This window comes from Marinobacter salarius, assembly GCF_032922745.1.
Lineage (GTDB): Bacteria > Pseudomonadota > Gammaproteobacteria > Pseudomonadales > Oleiphilaceae > Marinobacter.
The window spans coordinates 4,480,484-4,497,009 of sequence record NZ_CP136693.1 but is presented as its reverse complement, the minus strand read 5'-3'; the positions used below and the strand labels follow the sequence as shown (position 1 = coordinate 4,497,009).

The window sequence follows — 16,526 nt, the reverse complement described above, 5'->3', positions numbered from 1 at the left end:
ATAAAAACGCTTTGGTTTGAGTACGTATTTCTACGCGTGTAAAATAGCCAGCCCCCATTTTCAGTGTCGAAGGGTGAGTTTATTGTCTGTTTACCAATAACCCTTTGATTGAAAAGCATTTCTACGCGAGAGAACGCTTATGATGACAGGTTTGTATCATCCCGACGAATTCAGGGACAACTGCGGCTTCGGTCTGATCGCCCATATGAAGGGCGAGGCCAGCCACAAGTTGTTGCAAACTGCCATCGAGTCACTGACCTGCATGACCCACCGTGGTGGTATCGCTGCAGACGGAAAGACCGGCGATGGTTGTGGCCTCCTGATCCAGAGCCCGGATGCCTTTTTGCGCAAGGCCGCCAAAGCGGAATTTGGCAGAGAGCCTGAAGAGCTGTTCGCTGTGGGCCAGGTATTCCTTAATCCGGATGAGAACAAGGCGGCTGCCGGCCGTGCTGCCGTGGAAAAGCGCCTGGCAGAGCAGGGCCTGGAAATCATGGGTTGGCGGAAGGTGCCTACGGACGACAGTTGCCTTGGGCCGATGGCGCTCGACTGTTTGCCCTGGATTGAGCAGGTGTTTGTGGTTCCCGCCGGTAAAACCGAGCAGGAATTCGCCATCGCGCTGTTTGTTGGCCGTCGCCACGCTGAGCGGGACATGGCCGATGACTCCGAATTCTATATCTGTAGCCTGTCTCACCGCACCTTGGCCTACAAGGGCCTGATGATGCCTGCGGACCTGGCGAACTTCTACAAGGACCTGGGTGATCCGGATCTGCAGACCGCTATCTGTGTCTTCCACCAGCGCTTTTCCACCAACACCATGCCGCGTTGGCCGCTGGCGCAGCCTTTCCGCTATCTCGCCCACAATGGGGAGATCAATACCGTTGACGGCAACCGTAACTGGGCAATTGCCCGTGCCGCCAAATTCAGCGCACCGGAACTGCCGGACCTACAGACGCTGCAGCCGCTGGTTAACCTGACGGGCTCAGATTCTTCCAGCATGGACAATATGCTGGAAGTGCTGCTGGCCGGTGGTGTTGACCTGTTCCGTGCCGTGAGAATGATGATCCCGCCTGCCTGGCAGAATGTGGATACCATGGATTCCGAGTTGCGGGCATTCTATGAGTACAACTCCATGCATATGGAGCCGTGGGATGGGCCAGCTGGCCTGGTTCTCTCCGACGGTCGCTATGCCGTCTGTATGCTGGATCGGAACGGACTTCGCCCGGCTCGCTGGGTAATCACCAAAGACGACTTCATTACCCTGGCGTCCGAGATCGGCACCTATGACTATAAGCCCGAAGACGTGGTGGCCAAGGGACGTGTGGGTCCGGGGCAAATGCTTGCTATTGATACCGAGTCCGGCGAAGTCCTGCATACGAAAGACGTGGATAATCGCCTGAAGTCGGCCCAGCCCTACAAGCGCTGGCTGCGGGAGAACTCCCTGCGGGTTGAAACCACGCTGAATCAGGACACACCTGACTTCAAACTGATGCAGTCCGACGAGCTCCACATACACCAGAAGATGTTCATGATTTCCTACGAGGAGCGTGATCAGGTGCTGCGCCCATTGGCTGAAAACAGTCAGGAAGCAGTAGGGTCGATGGGGGACGATACGCCCATGGCCGTGCTTTCGAGCCGTGTCCGGCATGTGGCTGACTACTTCCGTCAGAAATTTGCCCAGGTGACCAATCCGGCCATCGATCCGCTCCGGGAGTCCATCGTGATGTCCCTGGAAACGTGCATTGGCGCGGAACGTAACGTGTTCGAGGAAACGCCCGAGCACGCCAACCGGATCATCCTTACAACACCGGTGCTTTCGCCGGCCAAGTACCTGAAAATTGCCAACAATGATCGGCCCGGATTCGAAGTTGCTCGAATCAACATGAGCTACAGCCCGGAGTTGGGGCTTGAGCAGGCTGTGCGTAAAGTGTGCGACGAGGCTGAGCAGGCAGTCCGCAGTGGCAAGGTCATCCTGATCCTGACCGACAAGGATCTGAAAGAAGGTGAGCTGCCGGTCAACGCCATGATGGCAACCGGCGCCGTTCACCATCACCTGGTCAAGAAAGGCCTCCGGTGTGACTCCAACATCCTGGTTGAAACCGGTTGGGCCCGCGATCCGCACCAGTTTGCTGTGTTGTTTGGTTTTGGTGCTACGGCGGTCTATCCGTACCTGGCGTACCAGGTGCTTAACGACCTGATTCGCACTGGCGAACTGATGATGGACCCCATTGATGCGAAGAATAACTATCGCAAGGGCGTCAACAAGGGCCTGCTGAAGATCCTTTCCAAGATGGGGATTTCCACCATCACCTCCTACCGGGGCGCGCAGTTGTTTGAGGCGATCGGATTGGCGGACGACGTAGTGGATCTGTGTTTCAAAGGTGTTCCCAGCCGTATCCAGGGCGCCGGTTTCTTTGATTTCCAGCAGGATCAGGAACAGCTGGCGGGTGTGGCCTGGAAGCATCGCAAGCCTATCAGCCAGGGCGGCCTGTTGAAGTATGTCCACGGCCAGGAGTACCACGCATTCAACCCGGATGTGGTGGGTAAGCTCCAGGAAGCCGTGACCAGTGGTGATTACGGGGAGTACATGGAGTATGCCGGGCTGGTTAACGAGCGCCCGGTGTCCACGCTTAGGGATCTTCTGGGGTTCCGCAAGGACATCAAGGCGATTGATCTGTCCGAGGTAGAGCCGGTGGAGAATATCTTCCCGCGCTTCGACTCGGCGGCCATGTCCCTGGGTGCGTTGTCCCCTGAGGCACACGAAGCCCTGGCAGTGGCCATGAACACTCTGGGTGGCCGATCAAACTCCGGAGAGGGGGGCGAAGATCCAGCCCGTTATGGCACGGAGAAACGTTCCAAGATCAAGCAGGTGGCTTCTGGCCGCTTCGGCGTCACCGCAGAATACCTGCGCAGTGCCGATGTCATGCAGATCAAGGTGGCCCAGGGTGCCAAGCCCGGTGAGGGAGGTCAGCTACCCGGTGGAAAGGTCAATGACCTGATTGCCCGCCTGCGCTATTCAGTGCCCGGCGTGACGCTGATCTCGCCGCCACCGCACCACGATATCTATTCGATCGAGGATCTCGCGCAGTTGATCTTCGATCTCAAGCAAGTCAATCCAAGTGCGCTGGTTTCCGTGAAACTGGTATCGGAGCCTGGGGTAGGCACCATCGCTGCCGGTGTGGCGAAAGCCTACGCGGACCTGATTACGGTTTCCGGCTACGACGGTGGTACAGCGGCTAGCCCGTTGACCTCGATCCGTTACGCCGGTTCGCCCTGGGAACTGGGCCTGAGTGAAACCCAGCAGGCGCTGCGCGCCAACGACCTGCGGGGCAAAATCCGCCTGCAGACCGATGGCGGTATCAAGACCGGCCTGGATGTGGTCAAGGGCGCTATTCTGGGCGCCGAAAGCTTCGGGTTCGGCACCACACCAATGGTTGCCCTGGGTTGTAAGTACCTGCGTATCTGTCATCTGAACAACTGTGCCACCGGCGTCGCGACCCAGAACGAGCACCTGCGGGAGGAACACTTCAAGGGCACGGTTGAAATGGCGATGAACTTCTTCCGGTTCGTTGCGACCGAGACCCGGGAGTGGATGGCCAAGCTGGGCGTCCGCAACCTGGAGGAGCTGGTAGGGCGTGTTGATCTGCTGGAGCGTCTGCCCGGCGACACCCCACGCCAGAAGAAGCTGGATCTGACGCGTCTGTTATCGAACGACCATATCCCGGCGGACAAGCCCAACACCTGTCAGGTTGAGCGCAATCATCCGTTTGACGAAGGCAAGCTTGCCGAGCAGATGGTGAAGGACACTGCGGATGCGATAGCTGGCAAGGCTGGTGGTACCTGGTCTTATAAGGTCACCAACTGTGACCGGTCGATTGGCGCTCGCCTGTCGGGTGAGATCGCCCAGTTGCATGGCAACCAGGGCATGGTCTCGGCGCCCATCACTCTGGATCTGACAGGCACCGCCGGCCAGAGCTTCGGTGTATGGAACGTGGGCGGCCTTAACCTGATTCTGGAAGGCGATGCCAACGACTATGTCGGCAAAGGCATGACCGGCGGCAAGCTGGTGATCCGGCCGCCATCCGGCAGTGACTTCAAAACCCAGGATACCTCGATTGTCGGTAACACCTGCCTCTACGGTGCAACCGGTGGCAAACTGTTTGCCGCTGGCACCGCCGGTGAGCGCTTTGGTGTTCGTAACTCCGGCGCCCATGCAGTGGTAGAAGGCGTGGGCGATCACTGCTGTGAATACATGACAGGCGGCCTGATCACGGTTCTTGGCAGCACTGGTCATAACTTTGGTGCCGGCATGACGGGCGGTTTTGCCTATGTGCTGGACTTGAACAACACCTTTGTGGACAAGTACAACCATGAACTGGTCGAGATTCAGCGGATATCCAGCGAGGAAATGGAGTCCTACCGTAATCACCTGCGCGGTGTGGTCCGCGAGCACATTTCTGAAACCGCGAGCGAGTGGGCAGAGCATATTCTTGACAATTTCGATGACTACATTGGCCGCTTCTGGCTGGTCAAACCCAAGGCGGCGAATCTTCGTAGCCTGCTGGCCAGTACCCGGGCACGCCCCGAGTAAAAGCGGTTGAAACAGGTTGAGGGCGTTGCTTGAGAGGCAGCGCCCGCGTCGAAATTGAGTCTGATGAGAGCGTCACAATGAAAGAACGACTGAGTAACGACTTCCAGTTTGTCGAAGTAGGGCGTGTCGACCCGAAAAAAGTACCGGCAAAGAAGCGCAAAAAAGAGTTTGGTGAAATCTATCACCAATTCACCCAGGATAATGCCGCGTCGCAGTCGCATCGTTGCCTGGAGTGCGGCAATCCGTATTGTGAGTGGAAGTGCCCGGTACACAACTACATCCCGAACTGGCTGAAGCTTGTGTCGGAAGGCAACATCATGAGGGCAGTTGAGCTCTGTCACCAGACCAACTCCCTGCCGGAAGTCTGTGGTCGCGTTTGCCCCCAGGATCGGCTGTGTGAAGGGGCCTGTACCCTGAACGATGGCTATGGTGCGGTAACCATCGGGTCGGTGGAAAAGTACATTACCGATACGGCCTTTGCTCTGGGCTGGAAGCCGGATATGTCTGCCGTCAAATGGACCGACAAAAAAGTGGCCGTGATCGGTGCCGGCCCGGCTGGCCTTGGCTGTGCCGACGTTCTGGTGCGCAACGGTGTAAAACCGGTGGTGTTTGATATATACCCGGAAATTGGCGGCCTGCTGACCTTCGGGATTCCCGAGTTCAAGCTTGAGAAGTCGGTCATGACCCGTCGCCGCAAGGTGTTCGAGGAAATGGGCGTGGATTTCCGCCTGTCCACAGAGGTGGGCAAGGATGTGATGATGGCCGACATTCTCGAGGAGTACGACGCTGTCTTCATGGGCATGGGCACCTACACCTACATGAAAGGCGGTTTCCCGGGCGAGGATCTGCCAGGCGTTCATGATGCACTGCCGTTCCTGGTCTCAAACGTGAATCGTCGTCTTGGGTTCGAGAAAGACGCCGACGATTTCATCGACATGAAAGGCAAGCGAGTGGTCGTACTCGGTGGCGGCGATACCGCCATGGACTGTAACCGCACCTCGATTCGTCAACAGGCAGCGAGTGTTACCTGTGCCTATCGCCGTGACGAACAGAACATGCCGGGTTCACGTCGGGAAGTGTCCAACGCCAAGGAAGAGGGCGTTAAGTTCATGTTCAACCGTCAACCGATCGCCATTATTGGCGAAGACCGGGTTGAGGGGGTCAAGGTGGTTCAGACTCGACTCGGCGAACCCGACGAAAACGGCCGCCGTCGTCCGGAAGTGGTCGCTGGCAGTGAGGAAGTGATTCCGGCCGATGCAGTTCTGGTGGCCTTCGGATTCCGCCCGAGCCCGGCCGACTGGTTTGACGAGCAGAAGGTAAACACCGACGATTCCGGTCGTGTTAGCGCCCCGGAGGAAGTGGAGTTCGGCTTCCAGACCAGCAATCCCAAGATATTCGCCGGTGGCGATATGGTCCGTGGGTCGGATCTGGTCGTAACGGCTATCTGGGAGGGCCGCCAGGCGGCGGAAGGTATCATGGATTACCTGGATATCTGACAGCCCCCGGTTTCATCCGGGTTGGAAGGGCGGCTTGCAGACGGCGGGCCGCCCTTTTTTATTGCCACAAACCGGGTATCATTGCCCTCCTAAACTTTGACAGACAGCAGACTGGGAATGCTATGACCGAGCTAAAAAATGACCGTTTCCTGCGTGCGCTGATGCGTCAGCCCGTTGATCGCACGCCAGTGTGGATGATGCGCCAGGCAGGTCGATACCTGCCGGAATACCGAGCGACTCGGGCCAAAGCCGGAGACTTTCTCAGTCTGTGCAAAAACACACCGCTGGCCTGTGAAGTGACGTTACAGCCGCTGGAGCGATTCCCGCTGGATGCTGCCATCCTGTTTTCAGACATCCTCACCATTCCTGATGCACTGGGGCTTGGCCTGTACTTCGAAACCGGCGAGGGCCCGAAATTTCGCAACACCATTCGCTCCGCTGCTGACGTAGCCGCGTTGCCCAAAATCAATGCGGAAACAGACCTGGATTACGTGATGAATGCCGTGTCCACCATCCGTGGCGCGCTTAGTGGCAGCGTTCCGCTGATCGGCTTCTCCGGCAGCCCCTGGACGCTTGCCACGTACATGATTGAAGGTGGCTCCTCCAAGGACTTCCGCGAGGCCAAGAAGCTGATGTACGGCCAGCCGGAGGTGATGCATCAGTTGCTGGAGCATTTGGCGGACTCGGTGATTGATTACCTGAACGGACAGATTCGAGCCGGCGCCCAGGCGGTCCAGATCTTCGATACCTGGGGCGGCGTGCTGAGTAGTTGGGCGTATCAGGAGTTTTCCCTCAACTACATGAAAAAAATCGTCGCCGGCCTGATTCGAGAGAACGACGGGCGTCGCGTACCCGTTATCCTGTTCACAAAGAATGGCGGCCAGTGGCTGGAGTCGATAGCGGAATCCGGCGCTGATGCGGTTGGTCTGGACTGGACAACGGACATCGGCAACGCCCGCGCCCGGATCGGTGATCGGGTTGCCCTGCAGGGCAACATGGACCCGGCCATGTTGTACGCGCCGCCGGAGCGGATTCGCCAGGAAGTGGCCGATATCCTGTCTCGCTACGGTACCGGCCCGGGGCACATTTTCAACCTCGGGCACGGCATTACCCCGGATGTAGACCCGGAACATGCCGGTGCGTTTATTCGCGAGGTGACTGAGCTGAGTCCGGAGTATCACCAGTAGGATTGATATCTTGGGGTTTCGGGCGGTTGTTGGGCCCGTTGGGTGCTAACGCTAGATAGATGCCCCTGTGCGGTCTATAGTCGTATCAGACAGGACTGGTAAACAGGAGTAACTCTTGCCAACCAAAGCCCCGGAAAAACGCCGTTTCCACAGAATCTCCTTCGATGCCGAGTGCGAACTCCACTGGCAGGATGACGTGTGGGTGAGTGAGGTGCTGGATATTTCACTGAAGGGCGTGTTGGTGAAGCGGCCAGAAGGGTGGAGCGTTCCGCTGAAGCAGCCTTGCGAAGTGATCATCCATCTCGACGATCACGAAACCGGGATCGTGATGGCGGTGGAGTTACGGCACATTGAGGAAGAGCGGTTGGGGTTCAAATGCCAATATATCGATCTTGAAAGTGCGACCCACCTAAAACGCCTGGTGGAACTGAATCTGGGGGACCAAGCGTTATTGGAGAGGGAGTTTGCACATCTGATTGATTGAAATTACTGGGGTGGTTGTCGGATTACGGCTTTGCTAATCCGACCTACGGTTAAAGAAATAACTGCGAAATTTGGTGACGGGATTGGTAACACCTTTCCAAAAATGTGCGGAGCCATGGATGGCGGAGCCCAAGCGCACAGGGATGTGCTTGTAGCGTTTTTTGGAAAGGTGTTACCAATCCCGTCCAAGCACCAAACAGACAGGCTAGGGCACAAACTCTAGAGCTCCTCCAAAGCCGACAACGCATCACTAAGCTTGGTCACGGGAATAACCTTCATCCCCTCAATAGCCTTACGAGGCGCATTAGACTTAGGCACCAAAGCGCGGGTAAACCCATGCTTGGCAGCCTCGTAAATGCGTTCCTGACCACTGGGCACCGGCCGAATCTCACCAGAAAGGCCGACCTCACCGAAGATCACCAGATCCTGGGGCAGGGCACGGTCACGGAAGGACGACACGATCGCCGCCAGTAATGCCAAGTCCGCACTGGTCTCATTGACCTTCACGCCGCCCACCACATTTACAAACACATCCTGATCCGACACATGCATGCCACCATGGCGATGCAGCACCGCCAACAGCATCGCCAGCCGATTCTGATCCAGGCCCACCGCAACGCGTCTCGGGTATCCCCCCTGCGCCATATCCACCAGCGCTTGAATCTCCACCAGCATCGGCCGTGTGCCTTCCCACACCACCATCACCACGCTGCCGGGAGCCGCTTCCTCGCCGCGGTTCAGGAAGATGGCACTGGGGTTCTTCACTTCCTTCAGGCCCTGTTCCAGCATCGCAAACACGCCCAGTTCGTTAACCGCGCCAAAGCGGTTCTTGATGCCCCTCAGGGTGCGGTAACGGCTATCGCTGGAGCCTTCCAGCAGGATGGAGCAGTCGATCATATGCTCCAGTACTTTCGGCCCAGCCAGGCTGCCATCCTTGGTAACGTGGCCCACCAGGAACAGAATGGTGCCAGTCTGCTTGGCAAAGCGGGTCAGGTAAGCTGCGCTCTCGCGAACCTGGGAGACACTGCCCGGAGCCGATTCCGACTCGGCGACATGCATCACCTGGATACTGTCCACCACCAGAATGCGGGGCTTTTCCGCTTCTGCTACCTGCATGACCCGCTCGACACTCGTTTCCGAGAGCATTTTCAGGTCTTTGGTGGGAAGCCCGAGTCGTTTGGCGCGCATGGCGACCTGTTGCAGTGATTCCTCGCCCGTGACGTACAGGGCCGGAACACTGGACGCCAGGTGGCAGACCGCCTGAAGCAAGAGGGTACTCTTACCGGCGCCAGGATGGCCCCCCATCAGGATGGCGGAACCTTCCACAAGCCCGCCGCCCAACACGCGGTCAAACTCCTGCATGCCGGAGCTGATGCGGGGCTGTTCGGCAAGGCTGACGTCATCCAGGCTTTTCACCTCCGACAGGCTGCCTGCAAAGCCCTCAAAGCGACTCCCTCGGGCACCCTTGGCGTTGCCGCCACTGACGCCACGAACCTCACTGATGGTGTTCCAGGCCTGGCAGGCGGTGCATTGCCCCTGCCACTTTGAATAGTCTGCACCGCATTCGGTGCAGACATAGGCGGTTTTTGCTTTTGCCATCAGGCCAGCTTCTTATACTTCATACGCTGAGGCACCATGGCAGAATCGCCCTTCCGCTTCTTGTGATCCTCATCGTATTCGCTGAAGTTGCCTTCGAAGTAGACCACTTCACCGTCGTCCTCGAACGCCAGGATGTGAGTGGCCACGCGGTCCAGGAACCAGCGGTCGTGCGAGATCACCAAGGCGGAGCCTGGGAAGTTGAGCAGGGCTTCCTCCAGGGCACGCAGGGTTTCCACGTCCAGATCGTTGGTCGGTTCGTCCAGCAGCAGCACGTTGCCGCCTTCCTTGAGCAGTTTGGCCAGGTGAAGACGGTTGCGTTCGCCGCCCGACAGATCAGCCACACGCTTCTGCTGGTCGGAGCCCTTGAAGTTGAAGCGGCCGACATAGGCTCGTGACGGGGTCTCATAGTTACCGATCTTGATAATATCGTTGCCGTCGCTGAGCTCTTCCCAGACGGTATTGTCGCCGTTCAGGTCCCGCATCTGGTCCACGTAGGCCAGTTTCACGGTTTCACCGACGGTGATGGTGCCGGAATCCGGCTTGTCGTAGTCGCCGATCATCCGGAACAGCGTGGATTTGCCCGCGCCGTTGCCACCGATGATGCCAACGATCGCGCCGGGAGGCACGCTGAGCGATACGTCTTCGTAGAGCAGGCGGTCATCGAAGGACTTACTGATGCCGTCGATCTCAATCACCTTGTCGCCCAGGCGGGGACCTGGCGGAATATACAATTCATTGGTTTCGTTGCGTTTCTGGAATTCCTGGGAGCTCATTTCCTCAAAGCGGGCCAAGCGAGCCTTGCTCTTGGATTGGCGTCCCTTGGCGTTACTGCGCACCCATTCAAGCTCGTGCTTGATGGTCTTCTGGCGAGACGCTTCCTGTTTGGCTTCAACTTCCAGGCGCTTTTCCTTGTTTTCCAGCCATTGGCTGTAGTTGCCTTCAAACGGAATGCCCTGGCCGCGGTCCAGTTCCAGAATCCAGCCGGCCACGTTGTCCAGGAAGTAGCGGTCGTGGGTGATGGCAACCACTGTGCCGGTGTAGTCGTGAAGGAAGCGCTCGAGCCACGCCACGGATTCAGCGTCCAGGTGGTTGGTGGGCTCGTCCAGCAGCAACATGTCCGGGCTGGACAGCAGCAGGCGGCACAGTGCCACACGGCGGCGCTCACCGCCGGAGAGGTTTTTCACCATGGCGTCCCAGGCCGGCAGGCGAAGGGCATCAGCTGCCACTTCCATCTTGCGCTCAATGTCGTGGCCGTCGGAAGCCTGTATAAAGGCTTCCAGTTCGCCCTGTTTCTTGGCGAGGGCATCAAAGTCGGCGTCTGGCTCGGCATAGGCGGCATAGACCTGATCCAGCTCCGCCAGTGCCTCATGGACGCCGGAGACCGCCTCATCGACGATTTCCTTGACGGTCTTGGCGTCGTCCAGTTCCGGTTCCTGGGGCAGATAACCGACGTTGATGCCGGGCTGGGGACGGGCCTCACCAATGTAATCCTGGTCGATACCGGCCATAATACGTAGCAACGTAGATTTACCGGCGCCGTTCAGGCCCAGTACGCCGATTTTCGCGCCTGGGAAAAAGCTCAGGGAAATGTCTTTGAGGATTTCACGCTTGGGCGGAACCACCTTGCCCACGCGGTTCATGGTGTATACGTATTGCGCCATGTGTCGGAATCCTTCTTGCGAGTGTAAGTGTCGGAATTACTGATGGTGTCTGACTAAGGCCGTCGGTCAGGGCGATCCGGGATCGTCAAAATCAGGCATGATTTTGTCGAGCGTACAGGGACGTATTCACAGCGTATCCCGGATCGCCCTGCCCGATGGCCGTAACTCCAATAGCTAGTAGCCGCAACCAATGAATATTGACCGAGTAAGGTATCGAAACCAACCGGGGATAGCAATTGAGCAAAAAGCGCAGGCAGCGGCGTGTCGGTATCTGCGGACGGCATAAAGGGTGATTTTTTACCCATTTGTAAGATAGAATAGCGGCCCATTTTTTCGGGCAGCTAAGCACATAGGGGCAGCGCATCCATGTTTAATCGTGATATGAAGATCGCCGGTTTTGACGACGAGCTCTGGAACGCCATTCAGGCGGAAGAAAAACGCCAGGAGGCTCATATCGAGCTGATCGCGTCTGAGAACTATACCAGCCCTCGGGTGATGGAAGCCCAGGGTAGTGCGCTGACGAACAAGTATGCGGAAGGCTATCCCGGTAAGCGTTATTACGGCGGCTGTGAGTTTGTCGACATCGCCGAGGACCTGGCCATCAGCCGGGCCAAAGAACTGTTTGGTGCTGCCTACGCCAATGTGCAGCCGCATTCCGGCTCACAGGCCAACTCTGCCGTATTCATGGCGCTGCTCAAGCCGGGCGACACGGTTCTGGGCATGAGCCTGGCCCATGGTGGGCACCTGACCCATGGTGCCAGCGTCAACTTCTCCGGCAAGATCTACAACGCCGTCCAGTATGGCTTGAACCCGGATACGGGGCTGATCGATTACGATGAGGTGGAGAGCCTTGCCGTTGAGCACAAACCCAAGATGATCATCGCCGGTTTCTCAGCCTACTCCCAGGAGCTGGACTTTGCGCGATTCCGTGCGATTGCCGATAAGGTTGGCGCCTATCTGTTTGTGGACATGGCCCACGTGGCAGGTCTGGTGGCTGCTGGTGTTTATCCTGACCCGGTACCTCATGCCCACGTGGTTGCGACGACTACCCATAAGACTCTGCGTGGCCCCCGTGGTGGTTTGATCCTGGCCTGTGATGACGCCGATTTGCAGAAGAAGCTTAACTCCGCTGTATTCCCGGGTGGCCAGGGCGGCCCCTTGATGCATGTTATTGCTGCCAAAGCAGTTTGCTTCAAGGAAGCCATGAGCGACGAGTTCAAGGCGTACCAGAAACTGGTGATCAAGAATGCCAAGGCCATGGCCGAGGTGTTTGTGTCGCGAGGGTTTGATGTGATTTCCGGTGGTACAGAGAATCATCTTTTCCTGGTCAGCCTGATCAAACAGGACATCACCGGTAAGGACGCAGACGCAGCCTTGGGCCGAGCGCACATCACCGTGAACAAGAACGCAGTACCCAACGATCCTCGCTCGCCGTTCGTGACTTCTGGCCTACGCATCGGTACGCCTGCGGTGACCACGCGAGGTTTCGGGGAGTCTGAGTGCCGCGATCTTGCTGGCTGGATGTGCGATATCCTGGATAACCTGGAAGATGAATCCGTCAATGGCCGGGTTCGTGAGCAGGTTGACGGCCTGTGTTCGCGGTTCCCGGTTTACGCCGGCTAAATTGCCTGATTGCGCCCTCGGGCAGGCCTTGTTGCCTGGCCCGATGGTTTGCAGGAGCTTCTGAGTATGCATTGTCCTTTCTGTGGTGAAGCGGATACCAAGGTAATCGACTCCCGGCTGGTGGCCGAGGGTGATCAGGTGCGTCGCCGCAGGGAGTGTCTGTCCTGCCGTGAGCGTTTTACAACGTTCGAATCGGCTGAGCTTGTGATGCCTCGGGTGGTCAAGCAGGACGGCACCCGTCAGCCTTTCGATGAGGACAAGCTCCGGGACGGCCTGATGAAAGCCCTGGAAAAGCGTCCGGTGAGCATCGAGGAAATCGAGGCGGCGCTGAATCGCATCCGGTTCCGGCTACGGGCTACCGGCGAGCGGGAGGTCAAGTCCATGCAACTGGGTGAAGAAGTGATGACCGAGTTGCGTCAATTGGACAAAGTGGCCTATGTGCGCTTCGCGTCGGTGTACCGCAGTTTTCAGGACGTCAACGAGTTCAAGGAAGAGATTGAGCGGCTTTCAGCGACCTCGGGCGAAGACCCGGTGGATGTAGCCAAGGCCCTGGCGGATAATCATTCTTCCGAAGGGCAGGCATGATCGACGCTCAGGACACGGCGTTTATGGCGCGGGCGGTGCAGCTTGCCTGGCGTGGTCGCTATTCCACGCATCCCAACCCGCGGGTGGGGTGCGTCATCGCCCGAGGGAGCAAAATTCTGGGCGAAGGCTGGCATGAGCGAGCGGGCGAGGCCCACGCAGAAGCGCGAGCACTCAGTCTGGCTGGGCCAGATGCCCGTGGCGCAACGGCCTATGTCACGCTGGAGCCCTGCAGTCATTTTGGCCGTACTCCTCCCTGTGCCAAAGCGCTGATAGAAGCGGGCATTGCCCACGTGTTTGCGGCGACCAAGGATCCCAATCCATCGGTATCCGGTCGCGGCCTGGATATGCTCCGAGAGGCAGGCATTCGCGTAACGGAAGGCCTGCTAGCGGAAGAGGCCGTGCGATTGAATCCCGGCTTCATGAAGCGAATGAACGTTGGCAGGCCCTATGTCCGGCTAAAAATGGCTGCGAGCCTTGACGGCAGGACAGCCATGGCCTCCGGCGAAAGTCAGTGGATTACCGGCTCGGAGTCCCGCCGCGATGTTCAGCGGCTCAGGGCCATCAGCGATGCCATTCTGACAGGGGTGGGCACGGTGCTGGCTGACAACCCCTCACTGACGGTTCGTCGGACTGAGTTGGGTGACATTGGCGATGCCACGGAACCGTCCCGCCAGCCCCTGCGCGTGATCGCGGACCGGGACGCGCGTACTCCGCCGGGCGCTACGATCCTTCAGGGTGGCAATGTCCAGGTGTATTGCGCCTCCCCAACACTGGCAACCGCGCCGGCACAGGACCTTGCCGCGTTGGGCGTGGGCCTGACGGGTGTGGCCTGGAAAGACAATGGAATTGATGTTCGCGAGTTGCTCGACTCACTGGGGGAGTTGGGCATCAACGAATTGTTGGTGGAAGCTGGCCCAACGCTGGCAGGCACGTTTATCAATGAGCGTCTGGTAGATGAGCTATGGCTCTACCAGGCACCGGTGTTCCTGGGCAGCACTGGCCGGCCCACGGCCAATCTGCCACTGGAATCCATGGCGGATAAGGTGCAATGGAAAGTGCTGGATCGCCGTCAGCTGGGCGAGGACCAGCGATTGATCCTCGCGCCGGGGTAACGGTTACTAAATTCATGGCTGCCGGCACCGACACTCGGACGGACAGACCAACAGGATGCAAATACGGTATGGCACTGAATAGCATTAAAGACATTATCGACGATATCCGTCAGGGCAAGATGGTTATCCTGATGGACGATGAGGACCGGGAAAACGAAGGTGACCTGGTGATGGCCGCAGAGCACTGTACGCCAGAGGCTATCAACTTCATGGCCCGCTTCGGTCGTGGGCTGATTTGCATGCCGATGACGCGCCATCGTTGCGAACAGCTTGGCCTGCCGTTGATGGTGCAGCAGAATGCATCGGGTTTTGGCACCAAGTTCACCCTTTCCATTGAAGCGACTGAAGGCGTAACGACGGGTATCTCTGCCGCCGACCGTGCGCGAACGGTCCAGGCCGCTGTTGCCCGCGATGCAAAAGCGTCTGACCTGGTTCAGCCAGGCCATATTTTTCCGCTGATGTCGGACCCGGGCGGGGTGCTCAGCCGAGCCGGCCATACCGAAGCATCCTGTGATCTGGCAGCCCTCGCCGGCTGCGAGCCTGCCGGCGTGATCTGCGAAATCATGAACGACGATGGGTCCATGGCCCGCCGTGAAGATCTGGAAAAATTTGCCGACACTCACGACCTGAAGATCGGCACGATTGCGGATCTGATCCACTATCGGACATTGAACGAGCGCACCATTGAGTGCGTTGAGCAGTACGACCTGGATACCGAGTACGGTGTATTCAACTTGCGCACCTATCGCGACAATATCCAGGGTTCCACCCATCTGGCCATGGTGATGGGGGATATTGCGGCCGAGGACCCGGTGCTGGTGCGTGTGCACATCACCGATACTCTGCGTGACCTGCTCGGTGCCCGCCGCGCCGATTCCCGTAGCTGGCCATTGCATCATGCTCTGGAGAAGGTGGCGAGTGAAGGTCGCGGCGTCGTTGTCCTGCTCAATAGCGCCGAAGACAGCTACAATCTTGAGGATCGTATCCACGAATTTTTCGAGCAGGATAAAAAGTCCGCGGGTAAGGGCAGCTCCGGTGTTTATTTTACTGTTGGTACCGGCTCGCAGATTCTGAGGGATCTCGGTGTCGGCAAAATGCGCCTTCTGAGTCCGCCCATCAAGTTTTCTGCCATTTCCGGATTCGAGCTGGAAGTCGTGGAATACGTGCCCTACACACCCGAATAATGAACCCCGGCAGCCCCGTATCGTAACGACGGGGTTGCCAATGAAGGAGCCATGCATGGCAGACATTAAAGTAATAGAAGGCGATTTCACTCACTGCAGCGGTAAATACGCACTGGTTGTCGGTCGTTTCAACGGTTTTGTGGTTGAGAGCCTGGTGGAGGGTGCGGTTGATACCCTGCGTCGTCACGGTATCGCCGATTCCGATATCACGATCGTACGGGTTCCCGGCGCCTATGAGATGCCACTTGCGGTCAAGCGTGTGGCGGAAACCGGCAACCACGATGCGATTGTTGCGCTGGGTGCGGTTATTCGGGGTGGTACACCACATTTCGACTATGTGGCAGGCGAAGCCTCCAGCGGTCTGGGTGCGGTTAGTCTCGAAACGGATGTGCCGGTGACGTTCGGCGTGTTAACGGTCGATTCCATCGAGCAGGCAATCGAGCGGGCCGGTACCAAAGCCGGTAACAAAGGCGCCGAAGCGGCGATTACGGCCCTGGAAATGGTCAGCCTCTTCAAAAAGCTGGGTGAATAATGAGCGCATCGGAAGACAGTGCCGCGCAACCGGCCCCTGCGGGCCAACCTAAGGCAGGCGATAAACGCAGAGCCCGGGCTCTTGCGATGCAAGGCCTTTACCAGCGACACTTCAGCAAGAGCTCGATCACCGATATCGAATCCGAATTCATCGTCGACAACGACATGTCGAAGGTAGATGCGGCCTATTTCCGCGATCTCCTCCGGGGGGTTCACCGGGAGCAGGCTGAGTTAGACCGTCTGTTGGAGCCATTCCTCGATCGCCCGATCCATGAGGTGGATGCCATCGAACTGGCGATCGTGCGCCTGGGTGCATACGAGCTCAAACATCGACTGGACGTTCCATACAAAGTAGTGATCAACGAAGGCATCGAGATGGCCAAGAGGTTTGGTGGTACCGAAGGCCATAAGTTCGTCAACAGCCTTCTGGACAAGCTCAGTCAACGCCTGAGACTGGCCGAGACCCGTCCCCGCTGA

General features: G+C 58.0%; 12 protein-coding genes. 10 read left to right on the top strand and 2 right to left on the bottom strand.

Translation table 11 applies throughout. From position 1 onward, the window contains the following. The first annotated feature begins 139 nt into the window (after positions 1–139). The 4 genes from gltB to R1T46_RS20885 all read left to right on the top strand — a co-directional run bounded on the left by gltB (position 140) and on the right by R1T46_RS20885 (position 7,755). A complete protein-coding gene (gene gltB, locus R1T46_RS20900) occupies positions 140–4,588 on the top strand; it encodes a glutamate synthase large subunit (RefSeq protein ID WP_317306917.1) in 4,449 nt (1,482 codons plus the stop codon). 77 nt (positions 4,589–4,665) lie between these two features. Then, positions 4,666–6,084 (top strand): FAD-dependent oxidoreductase, encoded by a 1,419-nt coding sequence (locus tag R1T46_RS20895; protein WP_317306916.1) that lies wholly within the window; start codon positions 4,666–4,668, stop codon positions 6,082–6,084. A gap of 122 nt (positions 6,085–6,206) precedes the next feature. Then, positions 6,207–7,271 (top strand): uroporphyrinogen decarboxylase, encoded by a 1,065-nt coding sequence (gene hemE / locus R1T46_RS20890; RefSeq protein ID WP_317306915.1) that lies wholly within the window; start codon positions 6,207–6,209, stop codon positions 7,269–7,271. 115 nt (positions 7,272–7,386) lie between these two features. Beyond that, a complete protein-coding gene (locus R1T46_RS20885; protein ID WP_317306914.1) occupies positions 7,387–7,755 on the top strand; it encodes a PilZ domain-containing protein in 369 nt (122 codons plus the stop codon). 218 nt (positions 7,756–7,973) lie between these two features. Here R1T46_RS20885 and radA read toward each other — a convergent pair whose 3' ends face one another. Both radA and ettA read right to left on the bottom strand, forming a co-directional pair. Then, entirely contained in the window at positions 7,974–9,353 is a 1,380-nt protein-coding gene (radA, locus tag R1T46_RS20880; protein ID WP_317306913.1) for a DNA repair protein RadA, read from the bottom strand. Then, positions 9,353–11,014, bottom strand: a complete 1,662-nt coding sequence (ettA, locus tag R1T46_RS20875) for an energy-dependent translational throttle protein EttA (RefSeq protein ID WP_269400208.1) — start codon at positions 11,012–11,014, stop codon at positions 9,353–9,355. The genes radA and ettA overlap by 1 nt, the downstream gene beginning before the upstream one ends. 366 nt (positions 11,015–11,380) lie before the next feature. On the opposite strand from ettA, the gene glyA reads away from it, so the two are divergent. The 6 genes from glyA (at position 11,381) to nusB (ending at position 16,526) form a co-directional block, all read left to right on the top strand. Next, on the top strand, positions 11,381–12,637 hold the full coding sequence (glyA, locus tag R1T46_RS20870; protein WP_317306912.1) for a serine hydroxymethyltransferase: 1,257 nt from the start codon (positions 11,381–11,383) through the stop codon (positions 12,635–12,637). A 66-nt stretch (positions 12,638–12,703) separates the two neighbouring features. Beyond that, positions 12,704–13,222: a transcriptional regulator NrdR gene (gene nrdR, locus R1T46_RS20865; protein WP_317306911.1), complete on the top strand. Its 519-nt coding sequence runs from the start codon at positions 12,704–12,706 to the stop codon at positions 13,220–13,222. Continuing rightward, complete coding sequence (gene ribD, locus R1T46_RS20860; protein WP_317306910.1) at positions 13,219–14,334, top strand: bifunctional diaminohydroxyphosphoribosylaminopyrimidine deaminase/5-amino-6-(5-phosphoribosylamino)uracil reductase RibD; 1,116 nt, start codon at positions 13,219–13,221, stop codon at positions 14,332–14,334. The genes nrdR and ribD overlap by 4 nt, the downstream gene beginning before the upstream one ends. 68 nt (positions 14,335–14,402) lie before the next feature. Further along, a complete protein-coding gene (ribBA, locus tag R1T46_RS20855) occupies positions 14,403–15,518 on the top strand; it encodes a bifunctional 3,4-dihydroxy-2-butanone-4-phosphate synthase/GTP cyclohydrolase II (protein WP_317306909.1) in 1,116 nt (371 codons plus the stop codon). Positions 15,519–15,573: 55 nt separating this feature from the next. Continuing rightward, positions 15,574–16,050 carry a 6,7-dimethyl-8-ribityllumazine synthase gene (ribE, locus tag R1T46_RS20850; RefSeq protein WP_007155554.1) on the top strand — a complete coding sequence of 159 codons (477 nt, stop codon included), beginning with the start codon at positions 15,574–15,576 and terminating at the stop codon, positions 16,048–16,050. Further along, entirely contained in the window at positions 16,050–16,526 is a 477-nt protein-coding gene (gene nusB, locus R1T46_RS20845) for a transcription antitermination factor NusB (RefSeq protein WP_317306908.1), read from the top strand. Before ribE ends, nusB begins: the two co-directional genes overlap by 1 nt.